At 42.9% G+C, this 13,319-nt stretch carries 13 protein-coding genes and 1 pseudogene; 6 read left to right on the plus strand and 8 right to left on the minus strand.

The window, feature by feature from the left end; all coding sequences use genetic code 11:
• Positions 1–12: 12 nt before the first annotated feature.
• The 5 genes and pseudogenes from FM037_RS05080 to FM037_RS29160 all read left to right on the plus strand — a co-directional run.
• Entirely contained in the window at positions 13–852 is an 840-nt protein-coding gene (locus tag FM037_RS05080; RefSeq protein WP_229381094.1) for a zinc metalloprotease, read from the plus strand.
• Positions 853–956: 104 nt separating this feature from the next.
• A complete protein-coding gene (locus tag FM037_RS05085) occupies positions 957–1,367 on the plus strand; it encodes a hypothetical protein (RefSeq protein ID WP_144045108.1) in 411 nt (136 codons plus the stop codon).
• A 200-nt stretch (positions 1,368–1,567) separates the two neighbouring features.
• Positions 1,568–1,915: a Fis family transcriptional regulator gene (locus tag FM037_RS05090; RefSeq protein ID WP_144045109.1), complete on the plus strand. Its 348-nt coding sequence runs from the start codon at positions 1,568–1,570 to the stop codon at positions 1,913–1,915.
• A gap of 109 nt (positions 1,916–2,024) precedes the next feature.
• Positions 2,025–2,369 carry a hypothetical protein gene (locus FM037_RS29155; protein WP_227992679.1) on the plus strand — a complete coding sequence of 115 codons (345 nt, stop codon included), beginning with the start codon at positions 2,025–2,027 and terminating at the stop codon, positions 2,367–2,369.
• 18 nt (positions 2,370–2,387) lie between these two features.
• Positions 2,388–2,732: pseudogene (locus FM037_RS29160) on the plus strand (AraC family transcriptional regulator); the annotation flags it as partial.
• Positions 2,733–4,003: 1,271 nt separating this feature from the next.
• Here FM037_RS29160 and FM037_RS05100 read toward each other — a convergent pair.
• From FM037_RS05100 to FM037_RS05130, 8 genes are all read right to left on the minus strand, one after another.
• Entirely contained in the window at positions 4,004–4,240 is a 237-nt protein-coding gene (locus FM037_RS05100; RefSeq protein WP_144045110.1) for a hypothetical protein, read from the minus strand.
• Positions 4,237–4,392, minus strand: a complete 156-nt coding sequence (locus FM037_RS30330; RefSeq protein WP_407695631.1) for a glycohydrolase toxin TNT-related protein — start codon at positions 4,390–4,392, stop codon at positions 4,237–4,239. The genes FM037_RS05100 and FM037_RS30330 overlap by 4 nt, the downstream gene beginning before the upstream one ends.
• A 176-nt stretch (positions 4,393–4,568) precedes the next feature.
• Positions 4,569–6,089 carry an ISNCY family transposase gene (locus tag FM037_RS05110; protein ID WP_144045111.1) on the minus strand — a complete coding sequence of 507 codons (1,521 nt, stop codon included), beginning with the start codon at positions 6,087–6,089 and terminating at the stop codon, positions 4,569–4,571.
• A gap of 413 nt (positions 6,090–6,502) precedes the next feature.
• Positions 6,503–6,694 (minus strand): HNH endonuclease, encoded by a 192-nt coding sequence (locus FM037_RS29165; protein ID WP_229381218.1) that lies wholly within the window; start codon positions 6,692–6,694, stop codon positions 6,503–6,505.
• A 243-nt stretch (positions 6,695–6,937) separates the two neighbouring features.
• A complete protein-coding gene (locus FM037_RS28765) occupies positions 6,938–7,909 on the minus strand; it encodes a GmrSD restriction endonuclease domain-containing protein (RefSeq protein ID WP_221937522.1) in 972 nt (323 codons plus the stop codon).
• Between the two features lie 1,811 nt (positions 7,910–9,720).
• Positions 9,721–10,260 (minus strand): DUF924 family protein, encoded by a 540-nt coding sequence (locus tag FM037_RS05120; RefSeq protein WP_144048832.1) that lies wholly within the window; start codon positions 10,258–10,260, stop codon positions 9,721–9,723.
• A 112-nt stretch (positions 10,261–10,372) separates the two neighbouring features.
• Positions 10,373–11,956 carry a PH domain-containing protein gene (locus FM037_RS05125; protein WP_144045112.1) on the minus strand — a complete coding sequence of 528 codons (1,584 nt, stop codon included), beginning with the start codon at positions 11,954–11,956 and terminating at the stop codon, positions 10,373–10,375.
• A gap of 1 nt (position 11,957) precedes the next feature.
• Positions 11,958–12,758: a PH domain-containing protein gene (locus tag FM037_RS05130; protein WP_144045113.1), complete on the minus strand. Its 801-nt coding sequence runs from the start codon at positions 12,756–12,758 to the stop codon at positions 11,958–11,960.
• Between the two features lie 212 nt (positions 12,759–12,970).
• On the opposite strand from FM037_RS05130, the gene FM037_RS05135 reads away from it, so the two are divergent.
• Complete coding sequence (locus FM037_RS05135) at positions 12,971–13,261, plus strand: winged helix-turn-helix domain-containing protein (RefSeq protein ID WP_144045114.1); 291 nt, start codon at positions 12,971–12,973, stop codon at positions 13,259–13,261.
• Positions 13,262–13,319: the final 58 nt, after the last annotated feature.

The raw sequence follows: 13,319 nt of genomic DNA on the forward strand, positions 1-13,319 counted from the left end.
AGGAGGTTTAAGATGTTTAGGTCACTATTTTTATTGGTATGGTTACTACTCTTAACCGTGCCGCAATCTATGGCTGAAGGGCCTAATCCGGGTGGTAACGGTTGGGATAACGCCAACCCTAATGCCGCTTTTAAACGTTGCGGAACGCGAACGCCCTCAGATAGGGAAGTTAAAATGCTTAATGAGCACTTAAAATCTCTGCTTAGGCGAGGTAATGGTAATGGTGGTGGGAATGGAGGTAGTGGCGGTGGTGGCTCTTTATCTTATACGCCTGTAGGGAATATCATCCCTGTATATTTTCATGTGATAACCAGTACCTCTGGCAGCGGTGATGTGACTAATAAAGTAGATGAGCAAATCGAGGTTTTGAATAAGGCTTTTGCTGCTGGCAATGGTGAAGGCGGCTTCGATACTAAATTTGTATTCGACTTGGTTAAGACGACGTTAACAGCAAATGATAGTTGGTATATAGCAGGTCCTAATAGTAGTGCCGAAGCATCTATGAAAAGTGCATTACGTCAAGGAGGAGCAAGTGCATTAAATATTTATGCTAACAATATGGGGGGCGGTTTATTGGGGTGGGCTACTTTCCCCACTAGCTACGCAAGCGACCCTCTTGACGATGGAGTCGTTATTCTTAATGAGTCTATGCCTGGTGGGAGTGCTGCACCATACCACGAAGGGGATACTGCAACACACGAAGTGGGCCACTGGCTCGGTTTGTATCATACCTTCCAAGGTGGCTGTAGTAAGTCTGGTGACTTGGTGTCTGATACTGCAGCTGAGCGTTCCCCGCCTACGGTTGTCCCACAGGTCGTAACACCTGTAGGAAAGGAGGAGATGATTCCATAGAAAACTTTATGAATTACACCGATGATGGTTGCATGTTTGAGTTTACAGAGCGTCAGTCTGAACGCATGGATATGATTAGTGGGAGCTATCGTTGGTAATAAGTTATGTTCGATATTAGTAAGTTATTTACGGTGATGGGTACAGCATTGATTGCTGTCCTCATATTATTTACTTCGCTCTTGGTAGTAGCCGGAGGACGTCTTCGTCCTCCGGCAGACTTTGCCTGTGAGCCTAATCATATGACCTCCTGGACCGGGGTTTTAGTCTTTTACTGGCGAGATGCGTCCCAGCTTGGTTTCACCATAGACACAGATGATGGGACTCAAGAGTCTCTGATCACGCCTTATAGTCTGAATAAGTTATTGATCAATGGTGAGCATTTCACCTATGAAGATTGGTCTAAAGTCGAGTCGGAAGTCGGCCTACTCAAGCCGATGACCAGAGCCAGAATCTGGCTTTGTGATAATGATGGCAATGCCACCTTGATCGACTGGCAGATCGGAACTTTTTTGTAGATTCTTCTCCTGTTTTTCCCCTTTCCTTGCCCCATTTCTTGGCTTAGCCATAAGCTGCTAACTGACATCCTCTTATGCCGATAGGTAATAGTTCCTGTAAACTCAAGCCAATGCATAAATACCTCAGAAAGTACTGGCTAGTGCTCCCTGTGAGATTGAGATAAACAAAGTAAGATGGAAATGATTAAGGTGAAACTGAGATGAGAAAGTCGGATAAGAAGATTGAAAATAGCCTGAGAGTATCACTGACTCATGTCTGTGAACTGGCACTGGAGCATGTCGAAGGCTTTGAGTGGATCACTCATCTGGTTAATTACGACAAGTTTCCTCAGTCACTCAAAATTGTCTGTGTATTTAATACCAATGCTGAGTTATCCGATGCGATTGCCAATAAGCAGGATGAGTACCTCATCGGGCTCATTGAGCAGGAATTCGCCAAGGTGGCTATTAAGGTCGGTGATTTAACCAGTAAGGTCAGTTTTGATACCGAAGAAAAGTGCAGTTCACAAGCCGAAGGGAAGTGGGATCGTCGTTTGAAGCGTCACTGATAGCTATTTCCTGACTGATACTGACTCGAGCAATATCTGTCAGGAAAGCCTTCGGTGTCATCTGCATACTAGCCTCATATTCAGAAGGGCGTGTAGTATTGAGCGTGCGATGAGTGAGCTTTATCGTGGAGCTCGCCATCTTGAAAGTTTGATGGGAACCGAGTTTATTATGCAGTCGAAAGCAAAAATAGACAGTTACGCTAAGGTGATGAAGCGGGTCTGTGATTATATCCATAAAAATTTGGATGAAGACTTGTCAGTTGAACATCTGAGCCTGTTTGCTGGTTTCTCTAAGTATCAATTTGGAGGCAGTAAGATGGATAAGAAACAACAGGCAGAGCATTTAGACGTTAGCGTCGATATCGTCAACTTTGCTGAGACTAAGATAGCGGTATTCGAGCATAGGGGCGCCCCCGAACTGGTTAATGTATCTGCCGGTAAGTTTATAGCCTGACGTAAGCAGACTGGCCTATCGCCTGTGACGAAGAGCCAAACGTTCGGGCTAATCTATGAAGACCCTAAATCAGTTCCAGCTGATAAATTTAGGTTTGATATAGCAGGCTCGGTATTGCATGAGGTGCCAGATAACGCTTCGGGGATTATCAACAAAACCATTCCTACAGGCCGCTGCGCCGTCATCAGGCATTTGGGTTCACATGATGATCTAGATACCAAGATTCATTATCTGTATGGTCAGTGGTTACCGGATAGCGGCGAGTCTCTAAGAGACTTTCACTGTTTCTTCCATTATCAGAACTTCTTCCCCGAAGTGGCAGAGCATGAACTGATAACAGATATTTACCTACCATTGGTTTAGCACCTTCGAATGAAGGTTAGGGCATTTTTCTTACTTCATTTGGCCTTCTTCAATACTCGTCATTCCCGCAATGCTTGTGGGCGGGAATCCAGCCCCTTTGCCGTATGATAATTCCTTGAAGGCCTAATCTTCATTAGTATCTATAGCCGGAAGGTCACAGCCGCGTTCACACCTGTTCTTGTTTCGAGAAAGTTGCTTCTTCGATTTCAGTTTTACTGGCTGTAACTTGTTTCTGGACAAAAACGTGATGACTTGTCAGATAACAAGTTAGTTAAATATCCATTGAGTTAGGTTCAGTTGACTGGTTTGGTATTTGGTTAGTTTATTGAGAACCATAGCTTCATTCTAATCTATAGCCTGCGGCTCGCCTAACATGTAAACACTTCTACGAGGCGCCGTGAACACTTCCCTGTGGGCTCTGCCAAAACGTCCTTGTTTCGGAAGCTCGCAGCCGCGTTCACACCTGATTATTCATCTCTTCGATTTAAGATTTTTTGGCTAGTAACTCGTTTGTGGACAGAAACGTGTTTACTTGTCGGATAACAAGTAGCAAGTATCTTTGGTTGGGTTAATTTAGCGGTTTTGGTGTTTGGTTGGTTTGCTGGATGCCATTACTTAGCTGTTATCTAACGCCTGCCCGGCGAGGGATGTGCAAACACTTCTGCGACACGCCGCAAGCACAGTCCCTGTGGGCTCTGCCATGACATCCTTGTCACGGAAGGTCACAGCCGCGTTCACACCTGAGTATTTGCTTCTTCGATTTGAATTTTACTGGCATGTAGCTCACTTTTGGACAGAAATGGGTTGAACTAACATTCTAAATATCACGATTGCCATTAGGGAAAGTATGGCGACCTGATATGTACTAACGCTGCCTGCAACAGCGCAAGTTTGGGGGAAGCGAGAGACTTTCTGACTGCCAGATTAAGGGCGGAGAATAAAGTTTACACTAACCCCACTTGTTACCACTTGTTATTCGCACACACCTTGAGATTGTGTGGTATCAAGATACTTATGGTTAAATTAGAAGTTCAATATTTATCTGAGTGCTTCTTGGACGGGACATTACAACCTCCTAAACCGACCAGTAACTAAAGCTTAGTAGGAGAAAGAAAAATGTGTTATTAACAATAGCCGGCCTGATTTATTCTGATAAAAATGCGATATGCGAGCAGAAAAAGTCCCGCCTGTGATATCAAAACGAAACTTGTATTTATTGATAACGCTTAGGATTAAATGTTAGTGGCTATGTTATTTTTCAAGCCTATTTTTTAAGACTTAACGGTTGGATCTTCATTAATTGCATTATAAAAATAATCACATGCCTCACTCTCAGCAAGAAACATCTTCTGATTACTTTCAATCCCCCTTTCAAATGTAAAGTATACCCATAACCCGGATCTAAACACTAGCCCATACCCGTCTAATGGTTTACCACCATCGACATTGTAACAATGTGGGTTAAACTTTTCTTTTTGCAGCCTTACTTTTAACTCTTTAACCTTCATTTTACTAGCTCCAAATATGGTTTAGGGCCCAGCCTTAAACTTCGAACATTATTAGGTAGTTGATATTGAACCCCTCCTCCAAACTGCCCAAAATGTGGAGTAGCAGGCCCATAATATACAGGTATAGGCTTCACTACTCTATATTGAGTCAAAGGGCGGATAAAGGGGTCGGTAAAATAGCCTCAAGTTTCATTCTAAACTAATTCGTTTGGGGTAAATCGACCGTGTCAGCGTTGACTATGTGATTACCGAGGGAGACTGACGGATTAATTACCGTGGGACTTTGTCGTTTTACACTATCGATATTAGTCCATTAATATCACTTTCACTAAGGTGTTTTTTCTAATGCCTCTGCACGCTCGATCCGTAACACCTTAGTATTCAGTTTTTCTCTTACCCAGATGTTTCTGATTGTAGAGTGACTGATTGATATATTGTACCTTTTCATCATTTCACCGCTGATATGGATTTGGGTCAGGTGGGGTTTTTCTAACGTTAAGGTGATGATTTTATCCTCAGTATCTTGGTCTATACGATTGGTATGACGAGGGATGCCATACATCCTTTTGAGCGCCAGAGGTCCCTGAGTTTCAAGCAGCCGTCGATTATTGTAGATACTTTCCCTAGAGCAACCACTGATCCGAGCCGCTTCAGATAAGTTACCTAGCGCTTCTGCAAGTTTGATGGCATCGAGTTTTCTCTGCACTTCCTCTCCATATTCCGTGAGCTTGCTCGGCTCCTTGATTTCAGAGATGGCGAGCTTACGATCGGCAAAATAAGCGGCGAAGTCGCCATCTAACTGCTTTCGTATTTCAACTTTCTGGTTCACGATTGAATGCCTTAAGGGGGAGTCTATCGTGTACATGGTGTTGCTGAAACTGAAGGTATGATCGCGCCGGATTTTTCTATATTCCTTTTGGATGCAGATCGCATCAAGGTCGATATACTTAGGAACGGGTTTGAATTCTGAGCGGATATTCTTTGCGTTGACGGTAAGTTTCGGCAACCAGTAATCTGGAATGAAAACGTTTTGAAGGTAATCATTGGCACTGTCCATATCCGCTATTTCTGCCAGACGAAGCTCAGGAACCAAGCGGTCTTGGAAGGTATCGAACGCTCGTTCAACCCGCCCTTTACCTTGAGGAGAGTTAGCAAAAATAATCTCTATCCCAAGCTCCTTACAGGCCCTTTGCATTTGTGAGAAGTTACAACGCTTCGGTCCACCAAAGATGCCCGCTCTATCGACGTAAAGCGTCTTAAACAGCCCTCGCTTCTTGATATAGGCTTTCATGACCTTCATACAACCAACGGTGGTCTCGGACGGGAAGAACTCGGCATGAATATCGCTGGTCGCATCGTCGATAATGGTGATTAAGCAAGACTTATTATCACCGAACCACAGGTGTGGACTGCCATCCATTTGCAGCATTAATCCCGCAGACTCCATCCGCTCACGCCTTCTTCTCACTTTTGAACGGCGATGCTTCGCTCGTTTCACATGGTGAATATCATGAGCCCAAGAGCGAAGAGTCTCACGCTTAACTTGAATACTTTCCACCACCTCTAACATGTCAGCCAAATGCTGTAGGTTGAAGTCGTAGTATTTTTCTTTAATGAGTGACTGAACTTGTCTTTTCAATGTGCCAGGGATCTTGTTGGCAGGGGCTCTCCCCGTATTGCCATGGACAACAAAACGAATGCCATCTTTTTTGTATCGACTGAGATAGCGTTCAATGGTTCGACGGGACTTATTGAGCAGTTTTGAGGCGTTAAGAATGCTGATTTTGCCTTGAGCAACCTTAGCAATCACATCAACAGTAAGTTGGGATTGAGAATCCATAATGATCATCCTTAGTAACCTCTGAAAAGCTCACAGTGGCAATCAGAGAACTACTAAAAGTTAGATCCGTCAATTTCCCTTGGTAATTATTAAAAACGACAAAGTCGCTTGGTAGTTAAGGTACGACAAAGTCCCTTGGTGATCACAGTGTCAGCGTTGACTAGCTGACATGCCTATGGACAGAAACGTGCTAGATTATTTGCTCTAATGCGGGTGACTCAGATGAGAAAAAGTATCTTAGCTTTATTCGAAAGCCCTAATTCGTATCCCTAAGGAAAGTGGAGCTTTATTCACTGAGGGATGGACGCAGTTTACCCTCGAAGTAAAGAAGCTAACCATGCATGTAGGTGGTACTAAATTAACCGTCTACATGCATGGTGGGAACAGGAGACTAGTTACCTCCGCCTCACCGCGTAAACGTATTAATTTTTTGCAGATGTATTGCAGTATGGATGCATCAAAGCTCCATTTTGAACACTTCCTGTACCACCATCTTGCTTTCGTATGATGTGATCAAAGGAAATTGAGTTCTGGTGAATTAAGCCTCGGCAGTAAGAACAAGTAGAGCTCTTAGGTAAAGTTTCTTGAATATAAATTTGTGATTTTACGTCCATGGAAAACCTTGTCGACGTGATATTTACTTCATCAGACTCACTTAAAAATCCATAATCACTTAAAATCGTATCTACAATATACTTTTCCGAATCTTTCTTTTGCAATAGGCTAATAATTAATGTGTAAACTTTGAATATATGTTTATGGCTTTTTGTGCCGCTACCGTATTTAGCATTAACACCTGAAATGAAATGCTTATATTTAATAAGGAATCTTTCCAAATCATGACGGATAATGATAAATTAATTTAATGACTTTGGAGATTTTTCAACGGCATTAATAACATCAACCCATGCTAGAACAGCTGAATAAATATGGTTGCCACGTTTATTGTAAAAATAAACTAAAGGATGTAAACCTAGAGAAGATGGATGTGAAGAGTTAATTCTACGTAAGAATTTACGGACATTTTTTAGGTATGTAACGGTTAGATGCCCATCATTATCTTCTGCGATTTTTTTTGTATTAGCTGGAACAGCGTTACACTTTTTAACTAAATCAAATATAAAACTATTTGTTTGAGGTGAGTTATGCTTTTTTATTAAAGGTAAATCAAGAGTTCTTATAGTTCCTGGGGTTTTAGGGAAAAATATTAAGTTATGAATTTCTTTTGCTAAATCTTCAATGTCTTCCATTATATTGGGCGCAAACTTTGACCAATATTGATGGCCTGTGCCAGCTCTAATTATAGCCCTTGATGTTATTGCAAAAGCTTTTCTACGAGATTTTAGTAATTCAATTTCTGTATCATTAATCTTTGATGCTTTTTGGTTAATTTTAAAAAATGAGAGTTCTGCCTTTTCTGCTCCACCGGTAACCCATTGTAATTGGATAGAAGTTCTACCTAAGCTAAGAGCTTTTTCAAGAATTTCCCTATCACAACCGGAACTATCCAAAATTGCGTTTTTATATTCGCTATAAGACTTTACAGTATTCTTTATTTTTTCTCTTGTCTTACATGCAATATCTTTTTGTTCTTCATCTATTTCATTATTAAAAAATTTTTGAGAAAGAACACCATCACCATAGTCATCATTAATCCAAGCAATTAATGCCCCTAACCTATGCGCACCATCTATGACAAAGTTGTAAGGGCCAGAATTCCACAAAATGACTGCGGGGATAAGATCACCATCAATAAAGCTTTGAATAAATTCGCATAGTTGGTCATCAGTCCAATCAGATGTTTCACGTTGAAAATCTGGTTTTCTCAGACCGGCATAAAAAAACTCACCTCTTTCTAAGTCTTTTACACTGACATTTTGGTTAAATGATGATGCTCTCGAATTGCTCTCGAATTGCTTTCGATCACTTCGAAATCTTCACGAGAAATTAACGCATCTAAATTAACATTTGGCATCCATTACTCCACTATAAATATATTGACCAACAAATTAAACAACTTACTCAGTACATAAAGAACGCCCACAGTGTGTAATTAAGGATGGCAGGAGTGCTGAATTGCAATATATAATCAAACCTATTTCATCCCTAAAAATTTGATGTTCCTCTAAAACCTCACTGAGTAGCTTATTACTCTGAGGGAGCATCCTTACTTTGGTTGTCTAGTGTCTTTAGCAAACTGAGCATTTACGACTTTAGTTAATTGAATCTACGCTGTTTTCTATGTTCACTCAATAGCAAACCACGCACTTTTCGTGCATAATTTGGAGGTTATCCGCAAAAAGCCAATAATACGGTGTATAAACACAAGCACAGGTTAACTAAAGAGTTGTTGCTAAACAGAAAGAATTACCTCTTCAACTGATGAGAAAAAGTATTGCAAAGAGGTCAGTGCTGTATTGGACGAATTGCAGGTTCTAACACATAAAGGGGCATATCCGTGTTAGTGAACTAACAAATATTCTTAAATCGAAGAGACAAATAACCAGGTGTAGATGCTGCTACGAGCTTCCAAAACAAGGATGTTTTGGTAGAGCCTCCATGGACGGATTGACGGCGTTTCGTAGAGGTATCTGCACTTAAGCACGCTGCAGGCGATAGATTACAATGAAGACTAAAGCTTCAAACACACTCCCCAATATCAACTCAGCAAGAAGCTAAATCAGAAAATGTAATCAGTCTTCATTCGAAGGCTGGCTCACTTTGGGGCAGAAACGTGTTACCAATTCAAGCTTAGACTTACCATCAAAAGCCAAATCGAAGAGACAAATAACCAGGTGTAGATGCGGCTACGAGCTTCCAAAACAAGGATGTTTTGGTAGAGCCTCCATGGACGGATTGACGGCGTTTCGTAGAAGTATCTGCACTTAAGCACGCTGCAGGCGATAGATTACAATGAAGACTAAAGCTTCAAACACACTCCCCAATATCAACTCAGCAAGAAGCTAAATCAGAAAATGTAATCAGTCTTCATTCGAAGGCTGGCTCACTTTGGGGCATAAACGTGTTACCAATTAAAGCTTAGGCTTACCAACAAAACTCCAATCGAAGAGATAGATAAACGGGTGTAAGTAAGCTCGAGGACTTCGATTTCAGGGATGAAATCGCAGAGCGCCCAAGGATGGGTTTACAGCGTACCGAGAGATTACTTACACATGCGCCCACTGCAGGTGATAGATAGCCATGAAAGTACGACTTTCAAACACACCACTCAATACCAACTCAGCCAGAAGCTAAAACATAAAATGTAATCAATCTTCATTCGAAGGCTAGCTAACTTTGGGGCAGTTCCGAGCTACAGGTTGAAACTAGAATTGCTCAAGGAAGCCAAATCGAAGAGATAGATAAACGGGATGGGTCTATATATGCGGCTGTGAGCTTCGATTTCAAGGATGAAATCGCAGAGCCCACAGGGCCAATTTTGTTCCATACAAAATTTGGCATTTCCTCCATCCCTGGAGGTCAGAAGTGCTTGCGGTGGTTCGTAGAAGTATCTGCACATGCCTCGCCGGGCAGGCGTTAAACATCAGCCTTTCAACTCAATATCAAGCGAGCCAAACACCAAACTAGCCAAATGAATCCAACCTTAGAAATACTTCCTCACTTGTTATTCTACAAGTGATTAGAAGCTTGATCCTGGCTGTGACAGAAACTCTACTTCTTCTGGAGTCGATTCTCGTCCAAGGATCTCATTTCTATGTGGATATCGGCCAAACTGGTCGATAATCACCTTATGCCTGTGCTCAAACTCTAAGTTACCCGCTGCGGCTTCTCTGCTAAACAGTATCATGGCAATCTCATGGATTTTCTTAGACTCGCTGTGCATGTAAGGCATAAATAGAAAGGGTACCTGCTTGGCTTTGAGTTCGGTATCGGCACCATGTGCCACTGCTTCCTGGGCCAGGGCTAGCGCTAAGGGATCCGATGCGAAGGCCTGTGGTGTATCTCTGTGTATGTTGCGGCAAAACTGATCCAGTAGGATAATCTCGGCGAGTCGCCCCTGGGGTGTGGCGCGCCAATGATAGAGCTCCCCAGCTTTAGCTTGCTCGACGAGCAAACCGAATCTCTGTTTTATCAGTGCATCAAACTCAGTATCTTTCACCCACCAAGATTTAGGCTCTATCTCGTCGAACCAAAAATTGATAATCGTTTCAGGTGTCATCTGTATCGTCTGTGACTGTGTATGTAACTGTGCTTGTTCACTTGTGTTCAAGAGTATTCTCCTATGTATTAGCATTCAGTTCCTAGGTTCTAGGGTTTAGAAATTAGTGCATTTAAATCCAATTTTGATGAGAGCGACCGGTTATGGCTAAAGCGCGCTCGGCAATTTCTCTGGCATCATTCAGAGGCAAATAAGGGATGGTCTGAGTACCGCTTGCAAGACCGAGTTCAAGTGTCGCCAGGCCTTTTCTTTTCTGACCCTTAGTCTGAATAATAGCGACGTGTTGTACTTTTTTTAGCGCAATGAGGTGCCAGCTATGGTCAAGCATGCCTGTGTGGATCCAGCAGTCATTGCCATCTAAGAAGTAGCCCCATTGTCGATATCGTAAATAGAGACCAATAGTAAAGCCTAAACCTATCAACCACATTAATTCGGTTATGGGGTTGAGTCCCATACCTAGGGTGTTGACCGCTGGCACGATAAGCGGGGCCAGGGCGCGTCGCCAGTACCAGCCAAAATGTATGGGGTTATAGTGTTTGGGAAGCTCAGTCGTCTTAGCTTCGATGCCCTTCATATTCTTCAGTAGCGCAGATACGGTCTGTCGAGTCATGCTGGGCACTAACATATGGCGTTGGGATTTTTGTTCGACTTCCGTGCTTTTTACCTGCTTGAAATAGACGGTCCACAGCTTGAGTAGTCTGCCTATGATGGGTTGTGAGAATCGTATGACCTGTATTCGTTGTAGGGCCAGGGCATCACTCTGTTTAGCGATAATACCGCCACTCCTGTGTAGCGTGCTGCTATCTCTGCTCAGGTGATAGGGATAATATTTGAGAACTGATGCGGCCATAGAGATCAATGACAATAGCAAGTAGAAGCCAATGAATAAGAGGCTAGCCAATACGATTTGATAAAGTACATTGGTACTGATAGTTAGCTCATACCAGTGCCACACCGATTGAGCCAGATGAGTGTCGGCAAGTTGCGACCAGTCAAATTGCCCTATGATTGGACCGGCGATAATGGCAAACCAAAACAAGTTATTTTGATATAAGCCAAACAACAATAGTTGCTTTAAATCTTTGCGAACTAAGCTTTCGCTTCTGGTCTTGGGGTTTTTACTGTCAAGCTTGCCATTAGATACGGTGCCATTGATTTCGGCACTATTTCCTATTGCATTATTAGCCTGATATTTATCTTCTGCATCAGCTTCAAAATCATCTATGGGTGTGGGAAGTAGAGGGTTAACCAACTTGTGTTTTAATTGGATTGCCTTGCGATAGTTTACCGCGGCGAGTACGGCTTCATCTTCTTTGGAACCAGCTGTCTCCACGACTAAGCTGTAGAGTCCCATGGGCCTGAAATAGAAGGGTTGTTCCAGACGCACATTTTGTATCTTGCTCAAGGGGATCTCGTGGGTCTTCTTAAAAATGAGTCCCTGACGAACCCCGAGTTTATCTTCATATAAGCGATAACGAAACATGGCCCATTGAACGATGGCATAGACGAGTACCGCGAGGGCAACACCGACAACTGCCACTATGACCCAGGGGGAGTTAAAACCTTGTTTCCACCCCGTATAGACCACAGGAATCATGGCATAACCGTTGGTTATTACTAACCGAATCGTATTTAAGGTATAGCTGATTATCGACCAGGGCGAGAGTCCTGACCATTGTGCGAATCTCTTGTGCATATTAGCGCTCACTTTCTGTCGTGAGGCTGGCTGGTTTCGATTCTTGTCTCTCAGGATGTGTATCAGGAGAAGTATCGGGGGAAGTTTTGAGGGATGTCTTTGGCGAAGTGTCAAAGGAGTGATTTATGCCTGGACTTGGATTTATGCTAGGGCCTGGATTACCGCTTTGACTGGCAATACCTGCCTTAGCCAGCAGATGTTGCCTGAGTTTTTCGGCCGTCCTGCTTTCTAAACCTGGCAGCTCTATCTCAGCGCTGCCGCTACCGGCACTGAAACACTTTAGTGTATGTAGGCCAAGCTTTCTCTCCAAGGGGCCTTGAGACAGACTGATATGTTGCAGTCGGGTATAAGGTAGGGAGATACGTTTAAACCAAATAATTCCTTTTTGCATCAATAGCTCGTGATCACATACGGCGAAGGCAATCGACTTAGCATGGGCATAACGTAACCAGGTGATGACACTAAAGGCCAAGCCTAAAACAGACAGCACAGGCAAAGCGACCTGAATAGGGAATTCAGCGACGAAGATGATAAATACCGACAGTACACTGAAAAGAACCAGTGTCGCTATGATGGTCTCACATAAGACCTGAGTGTAATGACGGGGATCCACTGGAGTTAACGGGATTTGATCGAAGCTAAGCCAGTCGGACTCGGCTTGAGTCTGTCTGGGTAATTCATGCTCTTGGGGAGAGATTTCGTCTGCAACTCGCTCAGAGGTTTGCAGAGTCCCGAAGGCATTGCCTGAAGCATTATCTGTAGCCTCGTTGGTAGCATTGGCCGAATCAGTCGAATTATCCATCTCTTCTCAATTTGTGCCTATTATTAGAAAATCACTATATCAGGATCCCGCCAACATACTCTAGGTCAGACATATTTCACAACAATTTAATGGGGGAATTTAAACGATTGCATAAAATTGTCTGAAACCATTCACATTGCGAGTATTCGTTAATAATGTGCTATTTTATCAATAGGTAATTGATTAGCACTAGCTGGAAAATAGGTGTTTTTGTGGATATTGAAGTCTCTAAACAGAAAAAAGCATTTTTACGTAAGCTCTATCTCGCTCACGCCATCGACAGTGAGCAGCATAACTTACTCTCTTTGAATAAACAGACTGGCATGCCAAGGAGAACCCTGCAAGATTCGATAGCCGCCTTGAGCGATGTCGGTATCGAATGCCAGTTTATACAGGATGGAGAGCGTAATAATTCGGGATATTACAAGATTCGTACCTGGGGACCGATAAGCTCAGCCTGGGTAGATACGCACCTGGATGAGATAACCAAGGTGCTTGCTTAGATTCCTTGTTTATTGAATAAAATAAACCCCGTGATACAGACCTGTATCACGGGGTTTA

The sequence above is a fragment of the Shewanella psychropiezotolerans genome, from assembly GCF_007197555.1.
In the GTDB taxonomy this organism is placed as follows: domain Bacteria; phylum Pseudomonadota; class Gammaproteobacteria; order Enterobacterales; family Shewanellaceae; genus Shewanella; species Shewanella psychropiezotolerans.